This is a genomic window from Janthinobacterium fluminis (assembly GCF_028595325.1).
Taxonomy (GTDB): domain Bacteria; phylum Pseudomonadota; class Gammaproteobacteria; order Burkholderiales; family Burkholderiaceae_D; genus Janthinobacterium; species Janthinobacterium fluminis.
Window position 1 is genome coordinate 81,227 of record NZ_JAQQXR010000010.1, and the last position, 22,494, is coordinate 103,720.

23 protein-coding genes are annotated in these 22,494 nt (G+C 65.0%); 11 read left to right on the plus strand and 12 right to left on the minus strand.

Annotated elements, in window-relative coordinates; translation table 11 throughout:
* Positions 1-204: 204 nt before the first annotated feature.
* Positions 205-3,837: an EAL domain-containing protein gene (locus OIK44_RS21185; protein WP_273673700.1), complete on the plus strand. Its 3,633-nt coding sequence runs from the start codon at positions 205-207 to the stop codon at positions 3,835-3,837.
* 15 nt (positions 3,838-3,852) lie between these two features.
* On the opposite strand, the gene OIK44_RS21190 is transcribed toward OIK44_RS21185, so the two are convergent.
* On the minus strand, positions 3,853-5,838 hold the full coding sequence (locus tag OIK44_RS21190; RefSeq protein ID WP_273673702.1) for an SDR family oxidoreductase: 1,986 nt from the start codon (positions 5,836-5,838) through the stop codon (positions 3,853-3,855).
* Positions 5,839-6,026: 188 nt separating this feature from the next.
* Between OIK44_RS21190 and OIK44_RS21195 the strand changes: the two genes are divergently transcribed.
* The 5 genes from OIK44_RS21195 to OIK44_RS21215 all read left to right on the plus strand — a co-directional run bounded on the left by OIK44_RS21195 (position 6,027) and on the right by OIK44_RS21215 (position 10,274).
* Positions 6,027-6,725, plus strand: coding sequence for a phasin family protein (locus OIK44_RS21195; protein WP_273673704.1), 699 nt, complete (start codon positions 6,027-6,029; stop codon positions 6,723-6,725).
* 196 nt (positions 6,726-6,921) lie between these two features.
* The gene (locus tag OIK44_RS21200) at positions 6,922-8,169 is read left to right on the plus strand and encodes a patatin-like phospholipase family protein (RefSeq protein ID WP_273673707.1); all 1,248 of its coding nucleotides are present in this window, start codon (positions 6,922-6,924) and stop codon (positions 8,167-8,169) included.
* A 92-nt stretch (positions 8,170-8,261) separates the two neighbouring features.
* A complete protein-coding gene (locus OIK44_RS21205) occupies positions 8,262-8,927 on the plus strand; it encodes a TetR/AcrR family transcriptional regulator (protein ID WP_273673709.1) in 666 nt (221 codons plus the stop codon).
* Between the two features lie 11 nt (positions 8,928-8,938).
* Positions 8,939-9,712: a tetratricopeptide repeat protein gene (locus OIK44_RS21210; protein WP_273673711.1), complete on the plus strand. Its 774-nt coding sequence runs from the start codon at positions 8,939-8,941 to the stop codon at positions 9,710-9,712.
* Between the two features lie 7 nt (positions 9,713-9,719).
* Positions 9,720-10,274, plus strand: a complete 555-nt coding sequence (locus OIK44_RS21215; RefSeq protein WP_273673712.1) for an LOG family protein — start codon at positions 9,720-9,722, stop codon at positions 10,272-10,274.
* A gap of 6 nt (positions 10,275-10,280) precedes the next feature.
* On the opposite strand, the gene OIK44_RS21220 is transcribed toward OIK44_RS21215, so the two are convergent.
* The 10 genes from OIK44_RS21220 to OIK44_RS21265 all read right to left on the minus strand — a co-directional run bounded on the left by OIK44_RS21220 (position 10,281) and on the right by OIK44_RS21265 (position 17,823).
* A complete protein-coding gene (locus OIK44_RS21220) occupies positions 10,281-10,796 on the minus strand; it encodes a YgjP-like metallopeptidase domain-containing protein (RefSeq protein WP_273673713.1) in 516 nt (171 codons plus the stop codon).
* Between the two features lie 64 nt (positions 10,797-10,860).
* Entirely contained in the window at positions 10,861-11,025 is a 165-nt protein-coding gene (gene cydX, locus OIK44_RS21225; RefSeq protein ID WP_273673715.1) for a cytochrome bd-I oxidase subunit CydX, read from the minus strand.
* 18 nt (positions 11,026-11,043) lie between these two features.
* Complete coding sequence (gene cydB / locus OIK44_RS21230) at positions 11,044-12,186, minus strand: cytochrome d ubiquinol oxidase subunit II (protein ID WP_273673717.1); 1,143 nt, start codon at positions 12,184-12,186, stop codon at positions 11,044-11,046.
* Positions 12,187-12,195: 9 nt separating this feature from the next.
* Complete coding sequence (locus OIK44_RS21235; RefSeq protein ID WP_273673718.1) at positions 12,196-13,752, minus strand: cytochrome ubiquinol oxidase subunit I; 1,557 nt, start codon at positions 13,750-13,752, stop codon at positions 12,196-12,198.
* On the minus strand, positions 13,739-13,957 hold the full coding sequence (gene cydP / locus OIK44_RS21240; protein ID WP_273673719.1) for a cytochrome oxidase putative small subunit CydP: 219 nt from the start codon (positions 13,955-13,957) through the stop codon (positions 13,739-13,741). The genes OIK44_RS21235 and cydP overlap by 14 nt, the downstream gene beginning before the upstream one ends.
* Positions 13,954-14,565 (minus strand): GbsR/MarR family transcriptional regulator, encoded by a 612-nt coding sequence (locus tag OIK44_RS21245; RefSeq protein ID WP_273673720.1) that lies wholly within the window; start codon positions 14,563-14,565, stop codon positions 13,954-13,956. Before OIK44_RS21245 ends, cydP begins: the two co-directional genes overlap by 4 nt.
* A gap of 275 nt (positions 14,566-14,840) precedes the next feature.
* Entirely contained in the window at positions 14,841-15,230 is a 390-nt protein-coding gene (locus OIK44_RS21250; RefSeq protein WP_273673721.1) for a KGG domain-containing protein, read from the minus strand.
* Between the two features lie 184 nt (positions 15,231-15,414).
* A complete protein-coding gene (locus OIK44_RS21255) occupies positions 15,415-15,963 on the minus strand; it encodes a hemerythrin domain-containing protein (protein ID WP_273673722.1) in 549 nt (182 codons plus the stop codon).
* A gap of 96 nt (positions 15,964-16,059) precedes the next feature.
* The gene (locus tag OIK44_RS21260) at positions 16,060-16,578 is read right to left on the minus strand and encodes a phasin family protein (RefSeq protein WP_273673724.1); all 519 of its coding nucleotides are present in this window, start codon (positions 16,576-16,578) and stop codon (positions 16,060-16,062) included.
* Positions 16,579-16,791: 213 nt separating this feature from the next.
* On the minus strand, positions 16,792-17,823 hold the full coding sequence (locus OIK44_RS21265) for an NADP-dependent oxidoreductase (RefSeq protein WP_273673726.1): 1,032 nt from the start codon (positions 17,821-17,823) through the stop codon (positions 16,792-16,794).
* 159 nt (positions 17,824-17,982) lie between these two features.
* Here OIK44_RS21265 and purU point away from each other — a divergent pair, with 159 nt between their 5' ends.
* From purU to OIK44_RS21290, 5 genes are all read left to right on the plus strand, one after another.
* On the plus strand, positions 17,983-18,852 hold the full coding sequence (gene purU / locus OIK44_RS21270; protein ID WP_273673728.1) for a formyltetrahydrofolate deformylase: 870 nt from the start codon (positions 17,983-17,985) through the stop codon (positions 18,850-18,852).
* A 34-nt stretch (positions 18,853-18,886) separates the two neighbouring features.
* Positions 18,887-19,429: a YaeQ family protein gene (locus OIK44_RS21275; RefSeq protein WP_273673730.1), complete on the plus strand. Its 543-nt coding sequence runs from the start codon at positions 18,887-18,889 to the stop codon at positions 19,427-19,429.
* Between the two features lie 16 nt (positions 19,430-19,445).
* Positions 19,446-19,844: a DUF2946 family protein gene (locus OIK44_RS21280; RefSeq protein ID WP_273673731.1), complete on the plus strand. Its 399-nt coding sequence runs from the start codon at positions 19,446-19,448 to the stop codon at positions 19,842-19,844.
* Positions 19,845-19,962: 118 nt separating this feature from the next.
* Positions 19,963-20,436: a copper chaperone PCu(A)C gene (locus tag OIK44_RS21285; protein ID WP_273673733.1), complete on the plus strand. Its 474-nt coding sequence runs from the start codon at positions 19,963-19,965 to the stop codon at positions 20,434-20,436.
* Between the two features lie 92 nt (positions 20,437-20,528).
* Positions 20,529-21,503 carry an Rpn family recombination-promoting nuclease/putative transposase gene (locus OIK44_RS21290; protein ID WP_273673734.1) on the plus strand — a complete coding sequence of 325 codons (975 nt, stop codon included), beginning with the start codon at positions 20,529-20,531 and terminating at the stop codon, positions 21,501-21,503.
* A 30-nt stretch (positions 21,504-21,533) separates the two neighbouring features.
* Here OIK44_RS21290 and OIK44_RS21295 read toward each other — a convergent pair whose 3' ends face one another.
* The gene (locus OIK44_RS21295) at positions 21,534-22,310 is read right to left on the minus strand and encodes a head GIN domain-containing protein (protein WP_273673735.1); all 777 of its coding nucleotides are present in this window, start codon (positions 22,308-22,310) and stop codon (positions 21,534-21,536) included.
* Positions 22,311-22,494 lie beyond the last annotated feature (184 nt).

Here is a 22,494-nt window from a genome sequence, read left to right on the forward strand (position 1 = left end):
TGGTGAATTTGTTGGGGATTGCTTGCTGTATGGTTATCTATATGCAACGATCGGATGGTGCGTCCCGGCCGCGCGGCGGCCGGGCGAATGGCCAAGAGCCGAGGCGCGCATTTTCGGCGGCAGGCTGCGCAGACAGGGGCAGGCGCAAGGCCGCCCGCGCCACCGCCGCGCAACGCGGGTGCAATTTTTAACGGGAGCGCTATAGTGCCGGCACGCATCCTTATCATTGAAGACAACGCCACCAACATGGAATTGATGGTCTACCTGTTGCGCGCGTTCGGCTACGCGCCGCTGGTGGCCTATGACGGCGAGGAGGGCGTCAAGGTGGCGCGGCGCGAGCTGCCGGAGCTGATCATCTGCGACGTCCACCTGCCCAAGCTGGACGGTTACGGCGTCGTCGCCGCCCTCAAGGCGGACCCGGCCACCAGCACGATCCCGACGCTGGCCGTGACGGCGCTGGCCATGCTGGGCGACCGCGAGCGCCTGCTGGAGGCCGGCTTCGACGGCTACATCGGCAAGCCGATCGAACCGGACGCCTTCGTGGCGCAATTGGAAGCGTTTTTGCCGGGGGCGCTGTCGGCGCCGGTTAAAAGCGACATTGCCACCATCCTCATCGTCGACGACCATGTGCTGAACCGCGAGTTCCTCATGGCGCTGCTGGGTTACGGCGGCCACCGCCTGCTGGAGGCGGCGAACGGCGCCGAGGGCTTGAAAATGGTGCGCAGCGAGCGCCCCGACCTGGTCATTTCCGACATTCTGATGCCGAATATGGACGGCTACGAGTTCGTCACGCGCATGCACGAGGACCCGCAGACGGCCGACGTGCCGATCATTTTCTACACCGCCACCTACCGCGAGCGCGAGGCCAACGTGCTGGCGCAAGCCTGCGGCGTGCGCTGGGTGCTGCCGAAGCCGTCCGACCCCGACGTGATTCTGCGCACCGTGCACGAGGCGCTCGGCCTGGCCCAGGAGACGGAGCCGCGCAGCATGCCGGAGTTCGCGCCGGCGCCGCCGGCGGCCGGGCATTTCCGCGGCATCGACAACAAGGTCAACGAATACCTGGTCGAGCTGGAGTCGAGCAGCCAGCTGATCACCAAGTTCGCCAAGCAGGGCGAGGGGCCGGAGCCGGCCGACGAGCACCTGGCGCTGATGACGGAGCGCTTGTCGCGTTCCCTGTCCAGCCTGCAGGCCGTCAGCCTGCGCCTGACCGCCCTGATCGAGCTGGGCATCGAGCTGGGCGCCGAGCGCGACCCGCTGGCGCTGATCGAAATCGGCTGCCGCGTGGCGCAGAACATCTGCGTCTCGAAGTACGCCTGCATCGGCGTGCTGGAGGACGAGGCCGAGGCCTTGAGCTACTTCGCCTCCTGCGGCAACGAGCAGCAGGCCAGCCTGATCGCGGCCACGCCGCGCGCCGGCATCCTGAGCCGCGTGCTGGAGCAGCGCCAGCCCTGCCGCGTCAACGACCTCGGCGGCGACCCCGCCAAGCTCGGCCTGCCGGCCACCCACCCGCCGGTGCATTCCTTCCTCGGCGTGGCGATCGCCTCGCGCGAGCGCGTGCACGGCTGGTTGTATCTCGTCGACAAGCTCGGCGCCAGCGAATTCAGCGAGGTCGACGAGCGCGTCGCCGCCACCGTCGCCGCGCAAATCTCGGTGGCCTACGACAATCTGCTGCTGTACGAGGAAATCAAGCGCCACCACGCCCAACTGACGCTGGACATGTCGGCTCGCATCCGCCTCGACGAAGACCTGCGCCGCTTCCGCCTGGCGATGGACGCCACCGCCGACGCGATTTTCCTCGTCGACCGCGCCGGCATGTGCTTCGTCGACGTCAACCTGACGGCCTGCCGCATGCTCGGCTACGAGCGCGAGGACTTCCTCAAGGTCGGGCCGGGCCGCGCCGGCCACGCCACCGACAGCAACCTGGAAGACCTGTACGTGAAACTGCTGGCCGGCGACCAGACCGGCGCGATGGCCGAGCTGCTCCTGCAGTGCAAGGACGGCAGCGCCCTGTCGGTCGAGGTGCAGCGCCGCACGCTGCGCTCCGGCCAGAGCTGGATACTGGTGGCGGTGGCGCGCGACATCACCGAGCGCAAGGAGGCGCAGCAGCGCCTGCTCAAGCTGGCCCATTTCGACACCCTGACGGGGCTGCCGAACCGCACCCAGTTCTACGACTCGCTGGCGCACTCGCTGGGCCAGGCGGCCGAACACGGCTGGTCGGTGGCCGTGCTGTTCCTCGACGTCGACCGCTTCAAGAACGTCAACGACACGCTCGGCCACACCATAGGCGACGAGCTGCTGCGGCAGTTCTCCAGCCGCCTGGTCGACTGCCTGCGGGTGCGCGACACCATCGGCCGCTTCGGCGGCGACGAGTTCGCCGCGATCCTGATCCTGCCCGAGGGGGCGCAGAACGCCATCGCCGTCGTCGACAAGATCCGCGAGGCGATGCGCCGGCCCTTCGACCTGAAAGGCCACGAGGTGACCGTCACGGCCAGCATCGGCATCTCCGTGTATCCGGACGACGGCCTGGACGCCGACACGCTGATCCAGTACGCCGACACGGCCATGTACCGCGCCAAGGAGGCCGGGCGCGACGCCTTCCGCTTCTTCACGGCCGAGATGAACGCCCAGTCGCTGGCCCGCCTGGACCTGGAGAACGCGCTGCGGCGCGCCATCGAGAACGAGGAGTTCGTGCTGTTCTTCCAGCCCAAGGTGCACATCGCCACGGGCCGCATCAGCGGCGCCGAGGCGCTGATCCGCTGGCGCCGGCCCGGCCACGGCATGGTGTCGCCGGCGCTGTTCATTCCGATACTGGAGGAGACGGGCTTGATCGTGCGCGTCGGCACCTGGGTGCTGAACGAGGCGTGCAAGAAGATCAGCCAGTGGGGCAGCAGCAAGACGGGCGCCGTGCACCTGTCGGTGAACGTGTCGGGCATCCAGTTCTTCGTCGGCGGCCTGGAAGAGGAGGTGTTGAAGGCGATCAAGCGCTACGACATCGCGCCCGAGCTGCTGGAGCTGGAGTTGACGGAGAGTTCGCTGATGTCGAACGCCGAGGAAACCATCAACGTGCTGCGCAACCTGAAGGCCCTGGGCATCCAGATTTCCATCGACGACTTCGGCACCGGCTATTCCAGCCTGGCCTACCTGAAGCGCTTCCCGATCGACAAGCTGAAGATCGACATGGCTTTCGTGCGCGAGGTCACCAGCAACCCGGACGATGCCGCCATCGTGCTGGCGATTATCAAGATGGCGCACAGCATGAAGCTGCACGTGATCGCCGAGGGGGTGGAAAAGGATGCGCAACTGGCCTATCTGCGGCGCCACGGCTGCGACGAAATGCAGGGCTACTACTTCAGCCGGCCGGTGGCCGAGGACGAGTTCGAGCAGATGCTGCAGAGCGGCAAGGCGCTGCAGCAGCCCATCGACGAGGGGCCGCAGGACCAGCAGACTTTGCTCATCGTCGACGACGACGCTTTCATGCTCGACGTGCTCAGCGACTTCCTGGCGCAGGACGGCTACCGCATCCTGACGGCGCAGACGGCCGCCGAGGGTTTCGACATCCTGGCGCGGCACCGCGTCCAGGTGATCCTGTGCGACCAGTGCATGCCCTTGATGAGCGGCACCGAGTTCATGGAGCGGGTCAAGAACCTGTGCCCGGACACCTTCCGCATCATGCTGTCGGCCTACGCCGACCTGACGCCGATCATGGCGGCGATCAACCGCGGCGCCGTCGACCGCTTCTACACCAAGCCGTGGAAGGGCGCCGTGCTGCGCGAGAACATCCGCGAAGGCTTCCGCCTGCACGGACTGCTGCACGGCCCCTCGTCGCTGGCGGCCTAGGGCGCCGGCGCCGCCTTAGAAGTGCACGCCGCGCAGCAACTGCTGCATGGCCACCTGCTCGGACGACATCGGCGGCGCCTTCTGGTCGCCGCCCTTGGCCGCGTCGGAGTCGGGGAACATGCGGAAGGTCGTGTTGAGGACGATCTGCGCGACGCGCGGCATCAGGGCGTGCAGCACCTGGCCGGCGATGCCGACCCGGGTGGCGATGCGCACGGGCCGGTGGACGATGGCTTCGGCGATCAGCTCGGCCGCTTCCTCCGGCGCCAGCGTCGGCACGTTCTGGTAGATCTTGGTCGGTGCGATCATCGGCGTGCGCACCAGCGGCATATTAATCGTCGTGAACTTGATGCCGACGTCGGACAGCTCCGACGAGGCGCAGCGGGTCCACGCCTCCAGCGCCGCCTTCGAGGCGACGTAGGCGGAGAAGCGCGGCGCGTTGGTCAGCACGCCGATCGAGGAGATGTTGATGATGTGGCCGCGCTTTTGCGCGATCATCTTGGGCAGCAGGCCCATGGTCAGGCGTAGGCAGCCGAAGTAGTTCAGCTGCATGGTGCGCTCGAAGTCGTGGAAGCGGTCGTAGCTGGCCTCGATGGCGCGGCGGATCGAGCGCCCGGCATTGTTGACGAGGATGTCGACGCCGCCGTGCTCGGCGATCAGCAGCTCGACGAAGCGGTCGCAGTCGGCCATGTCGGCGACGTCGGCCTGGTAGGTGATGACGTCGAAACCGTCGGCCTGGATCGCCTTTTTCGCCTCGGCCAGCCTGGCGGCGTCGCGGCCGCAAATGACGGTGACGGCGCCGGCCTCGGCCAGCTTGTGCGCGGCCGCCAGGCCGATGCCCGAGGAGCCGCCCGTGACCAGCACGACCTTGCCGGCCACCTGGCCGCGCAGCGTCTTGTCGATGAACAGGTCGGGGTCGAGCTTGCGCTCCCAGTAGTCCCACACGGGCGCCGCATAGCTGGCCAGCGGCGGGCAGGCGATGCCCGTGCCCTTCAGCGCCTGGGTGGTGTGGCGGCTGTCGAAGCGGGTCGGGTAGTTAACGAAGGTCATCATGCCGGAGGGCAGGCCGATGTCCTTCATGATGGCGTCGCGCACGCGCCGCACCGGCGTCATCGACATGACGATTTTCTTGATGGATTTCGGGATGAAGCCGAGCAGGGCGGCGTTGACACGTATGCTCATCGTCGGCGCGTGCGCGGCGCGGCAGAAGGTGTTGAGGACTTCGCCCACGCGCATCGGCTCGGGGTCGGTCAGGTGGAAGCACATGCCGTCGAGCTTGGGCTGGTGCGAGATGTGCTCCATCGCGTCGACGACGAAGTCGACCGGCACGATGTTGATGCGGCCGCCCTCCAGGCCGATGGTCGGCATCCACGGCGGCAGCAATTGGCGGATGCGCTGGATCATCTTGAAGAAGTAATACGGGCCGTCGATCTTGTCCGCTTCGCCGCTTTGCGAGTCGCCCACCACCATGCCGGGACGGTAGACGCGCCAGGCGCCTTTGAGTTCGTCGCGGACGATTTTTTCCGCCGCGTGCTTGGTGGCGAAGTAGGGGTGGTCTAGGCCCTCGGCTTCGTCGAACATGTCTTCGCGGAAGATGCCCTCGAACATGCCGGCGGCGGCGATCGAGCTGACATGGTGGAAGCAGGCGGGCCGGATCGCGTTGGCCAGCTCGACGGTGTTGCGGGTGCCGCCGACGTTGGCGGTGAATTGCGCGTCGGCGTCGGCCAGCATGTCGTAGACGGCGGCCAGGTGGTAGAAGTGGTCGATGCTGTCGCCCAGCGTCTTCAGGTCTTCTTTCGACACGCCCAGTTTGGCGCTGCGCAGGTCGCCGAACACGGGGATCGCGCGCGTTTTCGACACGCCCCAGTATTCCAGCAGCGCGGGTATCTTGTCGCGGCTGCCCTCGCGCAGCAGAAAATGCACCACGCTGCCTTTGCGCGCCAATAGTTTCTTGACCAGGCGTTTGCCAATAAAACCTGTCGCGCCGGTGACAAAATACCGCATCCTGTTTCTCCTTTTCGATTTGTAGAAATAAGTTGCCTAATCATTACAGGGTGGCCGCCGATTGGCAAGGCGTCTTCATCCGCCGCGGCGTCTTTAGAAGCGCTTCTCTATCGCATTAGAATCCCGTCTCTAGTTTTGCTCTCTAAAATGATTTCATCGAATTGAACTTTTATAAACGGGAGCTGACTATGGTAAAGAAACTGAAATCACTGGCAAAAGACGAAGAGACGCAATTGGCCAGTGCAGTTCGCACTTCTGCCCAGCAAATCTGGCAAGCCGGCCTGGGCGCTTTCGCCAAGGCGCAGGAAGAGGGCGGCCGGGTATTCTCGAAACTGGTTAAGGAAGGCACCGAGCTGCAAAAGCGCGCCGAAGACCGCGTCTCCGACGTGACCGGCACCGTGACGAAGATGGCCGACGGCGTCAGCAAGCAAGCCTCCGGTTCCTGGGACAAGCTGGAGCAGGTCTTCGAGGACCGCGTTTCTCGCGCTTTGGGCAAGATCGGCGTGCCGACCCAGAAGGATATCCAGGAGTTGAGCAAGCGCGTTGAGCAACTCAGCAAGATCGTCGCCGAGTTGTCGGGCAAGAAAGTGCCCGCCGCAGCCAAGGCGCCCGTCAAAGCGGCAGCCAAACCAGCGGCGAAAGCGGCCGCCAAGCCTGCCGCCAAGGCGGCGCCGAAGGCGGCGGCCAAGCCGGCAGCAAAAGCCAAGCCGGCCGCGAAAGCCAAGCCGGCCGCGAAGGCCGCGCCCAAGGCCGGCGTCAACTTCCCGACCGCCGCGTCGATCGCCAAACCGGCGCCGAAAGCCGCCGTGAAGAAGGCCGCGCCGAAAAAGGCCGCCGCCAGCGCCGTCCCCGTTGTCAACGCGACCGACGCCACGCCGTCGGCGTAAATCGCACCGGTGCGCAGCGCGCCCATCCCCCCAGGGCCGCCGTCGGCGCGGCCCCGTCCGGCGCAAGACCGGTCTTCACCCCTGGCCGCCGGTGACGCCGGCCGGGTCCGGGCTTGGCGCCGGGCGATGGGGGGACTCGCATCCGGGCTTGTGCGCAGCGCAAGCCTTTTTGTTGTTGCACAGTATAGATTGACCGATGACCGCAATTGACTCTCCGAGCAGCGCCGCCAAGCCGGGCGTCGGCCTGGCGCTGGCCGGCGGCGGGCCGCTGGCCGCCGTCTATGAAATCGGCGCGCTGGCGGCCTTGGCCGAGGCCATCGACGGCCTCGACCTGACCGACGCGCATATTTACGTCGGCGTCAGCGCCGGCGGCATCATCGCGGCCGGCCTGGCCAACGGCGTCACGCCGCATCAGATGTGCCGCCTGTTCATCGAAAGCGATGTCGAGGCCATCGACGGCGCGCCCTTGTTTAAACCGGAAACCTTGCTGCGTCCGGCCTTGAAGGAATTGGGCAAGCGCGCCCGCAGCGTGCCGGGGCTGTTGTGCGGCTCCCTGCTGCATTACGCGCGCCGGCGCGGCAGTCTGGCGTCGTCGTTCGAGCGCATGAAGGAGGCGCTGCCGGCCGGTTTCCTGTCCGGCGAGGCGATTGAAACCTTCCTGAGGGCGACCTTTGCCAAGGCGGGGCGGAGCAACGACTTCCGCAAGCTGAAGCGCAAACTGGTCATCGTCGCCACCGACCTCGACACGGGCAAGGCCGTGCGCTTCGGCGCGCCGGGCTGGGACGGCACGCCGATTTCCGTCGCCGTGCAGGCCAGCGCGGCCGTGCCTGGCCTGTTCGCGCCGGTGGAAATCGGCGGCCGCCATTTCGTCGACGGCGCGCTGCGCAAGACCATGCACGCCTCCATCGCGCTGGAGGAGGGCGTCGGCCTGCTCATTTGCGTCAATCCCATCGTGCCCTACGACTCGACGGCCGAGCCGCGCCGCGCCGACGCAGGGCGCCGCCGCGGCGCGCGCCCGGCGCCGGCGCGCAAGCTGGCCGGCGGCGGCCTGCTCGACGTGCTGTCGCAGACGCTGCGCTCGATCCTGCACTCGCGCGTGGAAGCGGGCATGGCCAGCTATGAGCGCAGCCACCCGCACGTCGATATTCTCTTGTTCGAGCCGAACCAGGACGATGCCGAATTGTTTTTCACGAATATTTTCAGCTACAACAACCGCCGCCGCATGTGCGAGCAGGCTTACCAGCACACCCGCGCGATGTTATGGCGGCAGCGCAAGGACATCGCCGCCAAGCTGGCGCGCCACGGCATGACGCTGCGGCTGGCGGTGCTGCAGGACCGCAGCCTGAGCCTGGTCAGACAGACGCCGGCGCGGCGCGCCGTGAGCCAGTTGGGCGCAGTGCTGGACGACCTGGAACGTTACCTGAAAGTGGGGCCGCGCCCTTAGCGCGTTTTTCCTTGATTTCCCTGGTATCAGTAGTTTCTTAGATCGCTTTTTCGGTGTTATGCTTGCAGTAGAGAAAACAGAGAACGCCCGCTATGCTACAAAAAGCACCACGCCGTACCCGTGAACGCATTCTGGAATTATCCCTGCGCCTATTTAATGAATTCGGCGAGCCGAATATCACGACCACCGTGATCGCCGAAGAGATGAATATCTCGCCGGGCAATCTGTATTACCACTTCCGCAATAAGGACGACATCGTCAATTCGATTTTCGTCCAGTTCGAGGCGGAAATCGAACGCATCCTGACGGTGCCGGACGGGCGCCGCTCGAATATCGAGGACGTCTGGCTGTACCTGCACCTGATGTTCGAGCTGATCTGGCGCTATCGCTTCTTTTACCGCGACCTCAACGACCTGCTGTCGCGCAACCGCAAGCTGGAGCTGCATTTCAAGCTGATCCTGGCGCACAAGATCAAGGTGGCCAAGCAGTTGTGCGAGGATTTGCGCAGCGAGAAGTCGCTGGAAGCGTCGGACATGGAAATCAATGCGATGGCGACGAATATGGTGGTGGTCGCCACTTATTGGCTGTCGTATGAGTACGTGCGCAATCCGCGCAAATACACCGAGCAGCAATCGATGTCGGACGCGCTGGCGCGCGGCTGTTATCAGGTCTTGTCCCTGGTCGGCCCCTACCTGCGCAATGAAACGCATCTGCTATTCCAGAAACTATCGGAAGAGTATTTACGACAATTAAAATAAAGGAGAAGGCCGTGGCATGGAATAAATTCCCGCACCAGGACAAAGCCTATGTGTACACAGCAAGCAGCCTGAAAAAAGCCTGGGCCAGGTTGCACGTGGGCGACGCCGAGCCGTTTCCCGCCGACGCGACGCTGGTGCAGGCGTGGATTGCCTTTCATGCCGGCGATTTCGAGCTGGCCGCCACGCTCGGCCTGGACGTCGGCGTGAATGGCTATGCGGTCGCGCACAAGGCCACGTGCATCTATGCCAATTATCTGGAAACGGACGACAAGGCGAGGATCGCCACGTTCGAGGAGGTGGCCGAGCGCTGCGAGCGGCAGCAGGCCGAGCAGCCGAACAATCCGGCCGGCTTTTACTGGCACGCTTACAGCCTGGGCCGTTACGCCCAGGGCATCTCGGTGCTGAAGGCGCTGTCCCAGGGCGTCGGCGGCAAGGTGCGCGCCAGCCTGGAGGCGACGCTGGCGCTGGCGCCGGCGCACGCCGAGGCGCACATCGCCTTCGGCGCCTACCACGCGGAAATCATCGACAAGGTCGGCGCCATGGTCGGCGGCCTGACCTATGGCGTCAAGAAGGAAGAGGGCATCGGGCATTTCAAGACGGCCCTCAAGCTCAATCCGGATTCGGCGATCGGCCGCATCGAGTATGCGAACGCGATCGTGATGTTGGACGGCAAGAAAAAGATGGCCGAGGCCATCGCCCTGTATCAGGAGGCCGCCGCCTGCGAGGCGCTGGACGCCATGGAGCGTCTGGACGTCGAGGCGGCCAAAGAGGAATTAGCGGAGTAAGGATACGATGAAGTCGATAGCTGTTTATTGCGGCGCCAATGCCGGCGTCACCCCGCACTACGCGCAGGCGGCCCAGGGGCTGGCGCGCGCGCTGGTCGAGAACAATCTGGCGCTGGTGTATGGCGGCGGCAAGGTTGGCCTGATGGGCGTCATCGCCGACGAGGTGCTGCGCCTGGGCGGCGAGGCGACCGGCGTGATTCCGACGGCGCTGGTCGAGCGCGAGATCGGCCACACCGGCCTGACGCGCCAGTTCATCGTCAAGGACATGCACGAGCGCAAGGCGATGATGGCGCAACTGGCGGATGGCTTCATCGCCATGCCGGGTGGCCTGGGCACGCTGGAGGAATTGTTCGAGATGCTGACCTGGGCGCAACTGGGCATCCACGCCAAGCCGATCGGGCTGCTGAACGTGGATGGTTTCTACGACGGCTTGATGGGTTTTATCGGCCACGCGCAGTCGCAGGGCTTCGTGCGCCCGCAGCACGCGGCGCTGATGCTGGTCGAGGCCGGGCCGGATGCCTTGTTGCGGCGTTTCAAAGCCGGCGGCGCGCCCGGCGCGTAGCGCGTATCAGGCGGCGCCCCACAGGCGCTGGCCGGCCAGGTCGATCTGCGTCAGGTACAGGCGCAGGTCGAATTCATATTGGTGGTAGTTCGGTTCCATGTAGCAGCACAGCTTGTAGAAGGCCTTGTCGTGCTGCTTTTCCTTCACGTGGGCCAGTTCGTGCACCGCGATCATGCGCAGAAATTCCAGCGGCACTTCCTTGAACATCGTCGCCACGCGGATTTCGTGCTTGGCCTTGAGCTTGCCGCCCTGCACCCGCGAAATTGCGGTATGCAGCCCCAGCGCGTGGTTGATGACGTGAATCTTGCTGTCGAACTCGACTTTGTTGATCGGCTCGGCGTTGCGCAGGAATTCGGTTTTCAGCTCCTGCACGTACTGGTACAGCGCCTTGTCGTTGCGGATGTCGTGGGCTTTCGGATAGCGCTTGAGCAAGACTTCGCCGAGTTTGTTCTGGGCGATCAGCTGCGACACTTGTTCCTGTGTCTGCTCGGAATAGGCGCTAAGGTACTTCAGGGCTGGCATGGCGGTGGGGCTGGCGGGTCGATGGAGGCGAGAATGTACCACAACCCGGCCGCCAGCCTTGCCCTTAGCGCTTGCGCGCCTCCTCCTTCAGGCTGGCCCGCTCGAAGCGCGCGCGGGTTTGTTCTTCGTCGCGCAGGCCGAAGGCGTAGTTCGACTCCAGCCACATGACGTTAATCACGGCCAGCGCCACGGCCACGCCTATGCCTAAAATCCAAGTGAAATACCACATCATTGCTCCTGTTCTTGATTAGTAGGCGGTGTGCTCGTTGTCGCGGATGTGCTCCAGCGTCACCTTGCCGCGCACGATGCTGTAGACCCAGCTGGTGTACATGACGACGATCGGCAGCATGATGACGACGACCCAGAACATGATGCCCAGGCTTTTGTGGCTGGCCACGGCGTCCCAGGCTGTCAGGCTGCTGGCGGGCGCCAGCGAGGACGGCATGACGAAGGGGAACATGGCGCTGCCGGCCGTCAGGATGATGGCCGCGACGGCCGTGCCGCTGGCGAGGAAGGCGGCCAGCGTGCGGCGGCGCGCGCTGAGCACGACGACGGCCAGCGCCGCCAGCAGGGCGCCGGCGGGCAGGGCCAGCGTGGCCGGCCAACGCGCGTAGTTGTCGAGCCAGGCGCCGCTGGCGCGCACGACGGTTTTCGCCACCGGCATGAAGGCGGTGTTGACGTCCGGCATGGCGGTGATGCGGTAGCCGTCGATGCCGTAGGCGATCCACACGCCGCCGGCGGCGAAGGCGGCGATGCTGACGCCGGCCGCGGCCATCGCCATGCGGCGCGCCCGTTCGGCCAGCGCGCCTTCGGTCTTTTGCTGCAGGAAGGTGGCGCCGTGCATGGCCAGCATGGCGACGCTGAGCACGCCCGCGAGCAGGCCGAAGGGGTTGAGCAGGGTCAGGAAGTTGCCCGTGTATTCCATGCGCATCGTGTCGTCGTAGTGGAAGGGCACGCCTTGCAGCAGATTGCCGAAGGCGATGCCGAAGATCAGCGGCGGCACGAAGCCGCCCGTGAACAGGGCCCAGTCCCAGGCGCCGCGCCAGCGCGGGTCGGCGATCTTGCTGCGGTAGTCGAAGCCGACGGGGCGGAAGAACAGCGCGAACAGCAGCAGCATCAGGGCGATGTAGAAGCCGGAAAAGGCGGCGCCGTAGACCAGCGGCCAGGCCGCGAACAGGCAGCCGCCGGCGGCGATGAACCAGGTCTGGTTGCCTTCCCAGGTGGGGCCGATGGTGTTGATGATGACGCGCCGCTCGGCGTCCGTCTTGCCGAGGAAGGGCAGGCTCATGCCGACGCCGAAGTCGAAGCCGTCGGTCAGCGCGAAGCCGATGATGAGCACGCCGACGAAGCCCCACCAGATCAGTTTCAGGGTCATATAGTCGAATAACATGGCCGTTCCTTAATGTTGTTGTTCCCAGTGGTACTTGCCGGTGTGCAGGCTGCTCGGCCCGAGGCGGGCATATTTGATCATCAGCGTCATTTCGATCACCAGCAGCAGCGTGTAGAAGCCGACGAAGCCGGCCAGGCTGAAGTACAGATTGCCCGTCGTCAGCGTGGAGGCCGACAGGTGGGTCGGCAGGATGCCCGCGATGGTCCACGGCTGGCGGCCGTATTCGGCCACCACCCAGCCCAGCTCGGCGGCGACCCAGGGCAGGGGGATCGCGCACACGGCCAGCTTCAGCAGCCAGCGCTGCGCGGCCAGCTTCTTGCGGATCAGGAAGTAGAACGAGGCGCTGAAGATGAACAGGAACAGCAGGCCCAGGCCGACCATCGCGCGGAAGGACCAGAACAGCGGCGCCACCTTCGGCACGGTGTCATTGACGGCCAGCTTGATCTGGGCCTCGCTGGCGTCGACGACGTTCGGCGTGTATTTTTTCAGCAGCAAGCCGTAGCCGAGGTCGGCCTTGAGGCGCGCGAATTCGGCGCGGGCGGCGTCCGACTTGTCGCCCGATTTCAGGCGGCTCAGCGCCGCGTAGGCCAGCATGCCGTTGCGGATGCGCACTTCGTGGCCCGCCTTCAAGTCCTTGATGCCGGTCACCTGCTTGTCGGTTGAGCGCGTGGCGATCAGGCCCAGCACATAGGGGATCTTGACGGCGTAGTCGGTGCGCTCCTCCTTGTCGTTGGGCAGGCCGATCAGGGTGATGCCGGCCGGCGCGGGCTCGGTTTCCCATTCGGCCTCGATGGCGGCCAGCTTGACCTTGTTGACTTCGCCGGCCGTGTAGCCGGACTCGTCGCCGAGCACGATCACCGACAGCGTCGAGGCCAGGCCGAAGCCGGCCGCGATGGCGAAGGAGCGCAGGGCGAAGGGGATGTCGCGGGCCTTCAGCAGGTAGAGCGCGGAGATGCCGAGCACGAACATCGACGCCGTCACATAGCCGGCGGCGACGGTGTGGACGAACTTGACCTGGGCCACCGGGTTGAAGATGACGTCGACGATGCTGACCAGTTCCATGCGCATCGTCTCGACATTGAATTCGGCGCCGACCGGATTGTTCATCCAGCCGTTGGCGATCAATATCCACAGCGCCGACAGGCTGGAGCCGAGGGCGACGAGGAAGGTGACGCCCAGATGCTGGACCTTCGACAGCTTGGTCCAGCCGAAGAAGAACAGGCCGACGAAGGTCGATTCGAGGAAGAAGGCCATCATGCCCTCGATCGCCAGCGGGGTGCCGAAGATGTCGCCGACGTAGTGCGAGTAATACGCCCAGTTGGTGCCGAACTGGAATTCCAGCGTGATGCCGGTGGTCACGCCCATAGCGAAGTTGATGCCGAAGAGCTTGCCCCAGAACTTCGTCATGTCGCGGTAAATCTCCTTGCCCGTCATCACGTAGACGGATTCCATGATGACCAGTATCCAGGACAGGCCCAGCGTCAGCGGCACAAACAGGAAGTGGTACATCGCGGTGGCGGCAAATTGCAGCCGCGACAGGCTGACTACATCGTCAATCGGTATCATCGTTGGCCTTCGGGGCAAGAGGGGAAAGCGGGGCGGGCGCGGCCAGCAGGTGTTGTGCGACGACGCTGGTGGGCAGGCGCATTTTTTTGGCGAGCGGCGCCGAGAAGAAGGCCTTCCACAGCAGCGACAGGATCGCCACCTTGACGATCAGCGCCAGCGTGATGGTCAGCGCCAGCGAGGCGCGGGGCAACCGCGGCCCCGTCATGTCGCGTCCTTGCCGGCCTCGGCCACTGCGGCGCCGTCGCCGTCGGCGGGGCGGCCGAAGCGGAATTTGTCGCGCACATTGTCGCCCACGTCGAGCAGCTTCTTCACGGTCGAGCCCATCTTCATCAGCGCGGACAGGGTTTCCGGCGACAGACGCTGGACGTCGTCGAACCAGGCGCTGGACATCTCGATCAAGTCATACATTTCGCGCATGCGCTGCTGGGCCACGCGGTCGGCCTCAGTGGCCGGCGTCTCCAGCAGCGCGTCGCGCAGCATCGACAGCGTCGGCTCGACCTCGCGGCGGCGGCGCTCTTCCAGCAGGGCCTTGAAGATGTCCCAGATATCCTTCGGCGGCTCGAAGTACTCGCGGCGGTCGCCCGGCTGGTGCAGCAGCTTGACCAGGCGCCACGATTGCAATTCCTTCAGTCCCATCGACACGTTCGAGCGGGAAAACGCCAGATGCTCGGCGATTTCGTCGGCGTTGAGGGGCTTGGCCAGCACATACAGCAGCGCATAGATTTGCCCGACGGTGCGGTTGATGCCCCAGCGGCTGCCCATTTCGCCGAAGTGGAGGATGAATTTTTGCGCCAGGGGGCTGAGATTGGTCATAGTGATTGCCGGTAATTGTTGAATTTTCAGGAATTACTGAAATTATAGAACGTTTACAAAATTCCGGCAGGAGGCGGGGCAATTTGTCCATTCCCCGCTGGACCTAGTGCGGATGGCGGAGGCGTAAAGCCGGGGACAGACCACGATTTTCGGGAAAACTTTCCCGAAAATCGTGGTCTGTCCCCGTCTTGAGAGGCAGTGAGGAGGGCGGGTGGTGGTAGGGCGGGTCCGGGCGGTGTGGCCCGGACCGAGGGGGAGCCAGGTCCCCCGGCGACTTACTTCTCGTCGTTTTTGTGGCTCTGCCGGCCAGCCTTCGCGTGCTGTTCGGATGTGCCGCCGCGGGTCGAGGAGGTGCTTTTGGCCGCCTCCTCGCGGTTGGCCGATTGCCGGCTTTCCCCCCCCTTGCGGCCAATTTCGGCCATGTGTTCGCGGTCGCGGCTGACCGCCTCGCCGCCTTTCTGGCCGGCCCGGCGCGCCTCTTCCGAGTCGAACTCGTGGGCGGTTCCTTTTTGGTGGGCGGCCTGGCCACCCTTGCTGGCGATTTCGCGCTGCGGCTCCTCATCCATCGCCGCGAAGCCGCGTTTGCTTCCTCCGCTTTTCTGGCCGCTTTGGCTCTCGTCTTTCTGGCTGCTTTTCCCTTGATCGTTTCCTTGACTTGTAGCCATGTTTCCCTCCTTCTACCTACTGCTGATAAAGTTTTCCCGGCTGCCATTCCAGCGCTGCTGCCCAGGGACTCAGAGTTTGTGTCGGGTGCCGCTTTGGCATGCTTAACAATTTGTCGCACCCGCTATTTAGAGGAGCATGACCGGCCTTAGTTCCACGGCTGCGGCGATTATGTCGCCGCGCCGCTCAGGGTTTGTCCTGGTCGCGCGGCGCTTCGGCGCCGCCGGACATGCGCACCGGCGCCGGCGCGCCATTGAAGTCGGCCTCGATTTCCATCTTGCGGTCGCGGATCTGCCGGCCCAGGGCGACGATGTCGAGCTGGGCGTTTTTCACCCTGGCGAACATCTCTTCCTCTTCCAGCGCGATATGGCGTTCCAGTTGCTCCAGCAGCACCGCCACGGTGGCGTCGAGCTCGGCGTCGTCGGCCTCCATTTCTTCGAGCTGGCTGACCAGGTCCTTCAGGCCGGCGTGGTCCGCTTCCGCCTCGTCTACCAGGTCGTCGTCGCCGAGGGCGGCGCGCACGGCGGGGTAAAGCAGTTCCTCCTCCGCCAGCGCGTGCACCGTCAGTTCGAAGCAGATTTGCTCGACCAGTTCGAGTTTCAGGTCGAGCTGCTCGTCGTCATTCTGCAGCTCGGTAAATTGCTGAAGCAATTGCCGCACTTTTTGATGGTCGGCCGTCAGCAGGGAGATCGCGTCGGCGTGCGCCGCGCCACCATCCTTTTTTGCATCGCTCATGATGTCGCTCCTGTTCTTGATGGTTGGTGGGCCGTGCGCGCCGGCGGCCTTGCGCCGCCGGGAGCCGTTTGAGGAGGTCAGCCCGGACCCTTGCCGCTAGTGGGCTTGCTGCCCCTGGCCCATGCCCTGGCCCTGCAATTGGCCGGGGTGCTGCCCCATGCCGTTGCCGCGCTGGGCCGCTTCGCTCATCCTGTCGAGGGCGGCGCGCTGGCGCTGCGTCGCCTTCTCGCTTTCCTCGGAGGCGGCGCGCAGCATTTCGTCGGCGACGGCCGTCGCGGTGCGGCTGGCCTCGGGGATGTGGAATTCCGCCGTTTTGGTGATGTCGGCGTTCGCGCTGGCCATGAGGTTGAACAGGCGTTGCTGGTAGCTGCGCAGTTTTTCCATCGCCGGATGGAGCTGGGTGCTGGCGGCTGAGGCGAATTCGCCGGCGTCCCGCGCTGTCATCATTTGATGGTTGGCGGAGGTCATCTCTTCGAGCAATTCCTGCGTCAGGCGCAGGTTCAGTTCGCTAACCCGTTGCGCGGTGTCGAAGGCTTTCCTGGACAAATCCGTCAGGAAGGCCAGTTGCACCTCCATGTGCGATTTGATGGCAGGGGTGATGGCTTGCGTGAACATATCAATACCTCGATAAAAAATACCCTCAAAAAGGTCACCCGGACGGCTGCGGGTGATGCTGTGCTTGAATCAAGCAAAGGGATAGACTTTTATCGAATCAGCAAGTTCCGTGAATGTCGAGGTTTTTTGCTGTGGATGAAGCGGCTTGCGCCGCCGGCGCCGCGCCGGGCGCCGGGGAGGGGGAAAGGGGGCGGCGCGGCGGCCGCGCGCGCTTCAGGCGGACGCCACTTGCAGCACCAGCTTGCCGAGGTTTTTGCCTTCAAACAGCATCGACAGCGCGGCCGGGAAGTTGTCGATGCCTTGCACGATGTCGACCTTGCTTTTCATCTTGCCTTCCTTGAGCCACTGGCCCATCGCGGCCACGCCCAGGTGGTAGCGCGGCGCATAGTCGAACACGACGATGCCTTCCATGCGCGCGCGGTTGACCAGCAGCGACAGGTAGTTGGCCGGCCCCTGCACGGGCGCGGTGTTGTTGTACTGTGAGATGGCGCCGCAGATGACGATGCGCGCCTTCAGGTTGATACGGGTGAGCACGGCGTCGAGGATGTCGCCGCCGACGTTGTCGAAATACACGTCCACGCCCCGCGGGCAGTGTTCCTTCAAGCCCTCCTTGACGGCGCCGCCCTTGTAGTCGATGCAGGCGTCGAAGCCCAGTTCCCTGACGACGAAGTCGCACTTGTCCTGGCCGCCGGCGATGCCGACGACGCGGCAGCCCAGTTGTTTGGCGACCTGGCCGACCGTCATGCCGACGGCGCCGGCGGCGCCGGAGACGACCACGGTTTCGCCGGCCTTCGGCTGGCCCACTTCGAGCAGGCCGAAGTAGCCGGTCAGGCCGGGCATGCCCAGCACGTTCAGATAGGTCGGCAGGGGCGCCAGCGCGGCGTCGACCTTGAGCAGGGCGGCGGCCTTGTCGTCGGCCGCGCCGGCCCAGTATTGCTGCACGCCGAGGATGCCGGAGACGTGCTCGCCGACGGCGAAGCGGGGCGAGTTCGAGGCGACGACGATGCCGATGCCGCCGGCGCGCATCACTTCGCCGATGGCCACCGGGCGGATGTAGGATTTGCCCTCGTTCATCCAGCCGCGCATGGCCGGGTCCAGCGACAGATACAGTGTCTTGACGACGATCTCGCCCTCGCCGATGGCGCGCACGGCTTCGCGCACTTGCTGCCAGTCGCTGGCCTTGGCCATGCCGACCGGGCGGGCGGCGAGGCGGAACTGCAGGTTCTCCAATGCTGTCGTCGTCATCTTGTCTCCTTGAAAAGGTTGTGTGTGCCTCACTATAAGGTAAATCGGGCGACCGTACTATTTTTGCCTATGCATGGTTTTTTGCTCAGTCGTGCGACAATACGGCCCGCGCAGCCGTCCGGCTGAACCGACCAATATCGACATTCTGCTCTTCCTACCATGATGCATCCTGAATATATTTTGACCCTGTCTTGCCTGGACCAGCGCGGCATTGTGCACCGCGTGTCGGGCTTCCTCGCCGAACACGGCTGCAATATCCTCGATTCGGCCCAGTTCGGCGACCAGGAGTCGCAACTGTTTTTCATGCGGGTGCATTTCGCGCTGGAAGACGCCGGCGTCAGCGACAGCCAGTTGCGCGCCGCCTTCGCCGCGCTGGCGCAGGCGATGCAGTTCAAGGCCCAGTTGCACGACGCCCGCTACAAGCCGCGCGTGATGCTGATGGTGTCGAAGATCGGCCACTGCCTCAACGACCTGCTGTTCCGCTACAAGAGCGGCCTGCTGCCGGTGGAGATTCCGGCCATCGTCTCGAACCACATGGATTTCTACCAGCTGGCTGCCAGCTACAATATTCCCTTCCACCACCTGCCGCTGGCCGCCGGCGCGCCGGAGGCGGCCAAGCTGGCGCAGGAAGCCCGCGTGATCGAGCTGATGGATGCGCACCAGGTGGACCTGGTGGTGCTGGCGCGCTATATGCAGATCCTCTCGCCCGGCCTGTGCACGGCGCTGCACGGCAAGGCGATCAATATCCACCATTCCTTCCTGCCCAGCTTCAAGGGCGCGAAGCCGTATGCCCAGGCGCACCACCGCGGCGTCAAGCTGATCGGCGCCACCGCCCACTTCGTCACCGGCGACCTGGACGAGGGACCGATCATCGAGCAGGACGTCGAGCGGGTCGACCACGCGATGGATACCGACACGCTGACGGCCATCGGCCGCGACGTCGAGTGCGTGGTGCTGGCGCGCGCCGTGAAGTGGTTTGTCGAACACCGTATTTTGCAGAACGGCGACAAGACCGTCGTCTTCAAATAGTCATTCATCTATCTTATTAGGCAGGCCTTACCCGATGGCTCTCAAAGCAACGATTTTCAAAGCGGACCTCCAGCTGGCGGACATGGACCGCAATTATTACCAGGACCACGCGCTGACGCTGGCGCGCCACCCGTCCGAGACGGACGAGCGCATGATGGTGCGCCTGCTGGCGTTCGCCATGCACGCCGACGAGGCGTTGACCTTCACCAAGGGCTTGTTCGACACCGAGGAGCCGGACCTGTGGCTGAAGGACTTGACGGGCGCGATCCAGTTGTGGATCGAGGTCGGCCAGCCGGACGAGAAGCGCATCCTGAAAGCCTGCGGCCGCTCGGAGCAAGTGATTGTCTACAGCTACGGCGCCACCAGCCATATCTGGTGGAAGCAGATCGCCGGCAAGCTGGAGCGGGCCAAGAACCTGAGCGTGATCAATCTGCCCTCGGAGGCGGCGCTGGAAATGTCCAAGCTGGCCCAGCGCACCATGCAGTTGCAATGCACCATACAGGACGGCCAGATCTGGCTGACCGACGGCGCCAGCACGGTGCAGATCGACCGCGAGACGGTCAAGGCACCGCGCTAAGGCTATAATCGGCGCCATGGCGAAATCATTCACGGTGAGGCGGCTGCATATCTGGATCGCGTGTCTGGCGATCCTGTTGAATGCGCTTGCGCCGTCGATTTCGCACGCCGTCGCGGCCGCGCGCGGCCAGGCCGCGGCGCTGGACATCTGCCGCGCCGACGGCCGCCGCGCCATCGCCAGCGACGTCATCGCCGGCGACGCCGCCGACGCGGCCGGCGACGCCGCCGCCAAGGCGGGCGGGCACTGCGCCTATTGCCTGCCGCACGCCGCCAGTTTCGCCTTGCCGCCGGCCCCGGCGGCCACGCCGGGCGTGTTCGACCGGCATCAGCCCCATCCCTTCCTGCTGTACCGTTCGCCCCGGCCGTCGATGGTGTGGTCGGCGGCGCGTCCGCGCGGTCCGCCTGCGCCGGTTTGAGCGGCGCCGTCCGCTCGTCCTTGCCATTGCCTGACCGGGGCGCCGCGGCACCCCGGCCGCAGTTGGCCGCATGGCTTCCTTTTCCGGCGCGAACGCGCCTCCTTTTTTGAGAACGACAATGAAAAAACAATTCTTCGCATTTTTGACGGGCATGACCCTGGCTTCGTGCGCGCTGGCCCAGGTCAGCGTGACGGCGCCGTGGATACGCGCCACCGTGCCGCAGGGCAAAGCCACCGGCGCCTTCATGCAATTGCAATCGACCGAGGACGTGCGCCTCGTCGAGGTGCGCAGCGGCGTCGCCGGCATCACCGAAATCCACCAGATGGAAATGGTCGGCCAGACCATGAAGATGCACGCGGTGCCCGGCATCGACCTGGCCGCCGGCAAGCCGCTGCATCTGGCGCCGGGCGGCTTCCACATCATGCTGCTGGAGTTGAAGCGGCAGTTGAAGGAGGGCGAGACGGTGCCGCTGACGCTGGTGCTGCAGCGCAAGGGCAAGAAGCAGGAAACGCTGGAGGTGGCGGTGCCGGTCAAGGCGCTGACCTATGTCAACCCGGCGCCGGCGCACGCGGCCCCCGCGATGGCCCACTAAGTTTCGGCGCCTTCCGCGCCGGCGTTTGCGCGGGGCCAAAGCGGCTGCGATGGCGCCCGGCCCGGCCGTCGCGTCGGCCGCTACAATGGCGCATGGCGGACGAACACGACAGCGGCTATAAGCAATTGTTCGCGCATCCGGAAGTGGTGCGCGAGCTGTTGGCCGGTTTTCTGCCATATGCCTGGGCCGGGCAGCTGGAGCTGAGCGCCTTCGAGCGCGTCAACGCCAGTTATGTCAGCGACACGGGGCGCCAGCGCCACGATGACATGGTCTGGCGCCTCCGGCTGGGCGGGGAGTGGGTGTATGTGTATATCCTGCTGGAGTTCCAGGCCCGCAACGATCCCTGGATGGCCTTGCGGATGCAGGTGTATGTCGGATTGTTGTGCCAGGATCTGCTCAGGCGGCGCGCGCTGACGCGCGGCGGCAAGCTGGCGCCGGTGCTGCCCATCGTGCTGTACAACGGCGCCGCGCGCTGGAGCGCCAGCACCGACCTGGCGCAACTGATGCTGGCGCCGCCCGAGGGCTTGGCGCCGTTTCAGCCGGCCCAGCGCTACCTGCTGATCGACCGCGGCAGCTACGACGCGCGCCAGCCCGGCGCGCAATTCAATCTGATTGCGGCGATCTTCCGGCTGGAGCAGGTGCGCAGCAGCCAGAACATCGTCGAGGTCGTCGCCGGCCTGGTCGAATGGTTGCGCACGCGCGAATGCGCGTCCTTGCGCGGCAGCCTGACGCGCTGGATCGCGGCGCAGTTGCGACGCCAGTTAAAACGTCATAACATGATTATCCCGGACGATTTATCGGAGGTGCAGGCCATGTTGAACCAGACATTTGCGACTCTGGCCGACGAGTGGGAATACGCCGGCATACAGAAGGGACGGCAGGAGGGGTTGCAGGAGGGGCAACTGCAGGGCGACCGTTCCCGGTTGCGCTTCCTGCTGCAAAAACGCTTCGGCGTCCTGGCGCCGGCCGCCGTGGCCCAGATAGAGGCGGCGCCGGCCGCGCAGCTGGAACGGTGGTTCGAACGGCTGTTCGACGCGTCCAGCGTGGAGCAACTGCTCGGCGGCTAAGCTTGGCCTTGTTGCCGCGCCGGTCAGATTTTAGTGCGGCGCGGCGTCGATGCGCCTGATTTTGCCCGAGCCGGCCACGTTGCGGCTCACCTCCGGGTCGCCGTAATAGTCGATGTTGCCGGAGCCGCCGATGTTGGCGCCGAGCGACTGTTTTGCCCAGACGGTGGCATGGCCGGAGCCGCCTATGTTCACTTGCACCTTGTTGGCGTTCAGTTGCGCGGATTGGACGTTGCCGGAGCCGCCTATCGACGCCGAGTAGCGGTCGGTGCTGCCGGCGCCGGTAAAGTTGCCGCTGCCGCCAATCTTCACCTCGACATTTTCGCTGCGCAGTCGCTTGACATGGATGGAGCCCGAACCGCCCACCTTGAATTGCAGCTCCGGCCCGTTCAGTTCCGGCGCGTACACGGTGCCGGAGCCGCCGACGCTGATGCGCTCGATGGACCTGGCCTGGACGATGAATTTCAGCGTCGTCGGCGTCAGCGTCGCGCGGCGCTTTTTGGCCTGGATAGTCAGTGTGCCGTCTTCGACCGTCGTCTCGATCAGCGGCTGCAGATTGCCGTCCGTTTCAACGCTGACGCTGTCGCTGTCGCCGATGCGCAGTTCGACGCTGCCGGGCAGGTTCAGCGCCAGCGCGGTGAATTGTCCGACATTGCGCGTTTGCTTGTTCACGGCGCCGTCGCCCTTGACTCTGTTGCCAGAGATCCAGTCGAGCGGCGAGGCCAGCGCGGTCGCGCTCAGCAGCGCCAGCGCGGCGGCGCCGAGGAGGAGGCGGCGGCTGCCGCTGGAAGTGGATTGCGATGTGCTCATGTCATTCCCTTGTCGTTGTCCGGTCTGTTTGAATGCTTGGTTTGCCTGTCCATACTAGGGGTGCGCGGCCGCACCGGAAACGGGCGTGCGACGAACTGCAGCCGGCGGCGGCCAGAACGCCGTCCGCTGCGACAGGGCGGCATGAGGTATCATGCCAGTCTTGGGCGCCACGCCCGGCGCGGCG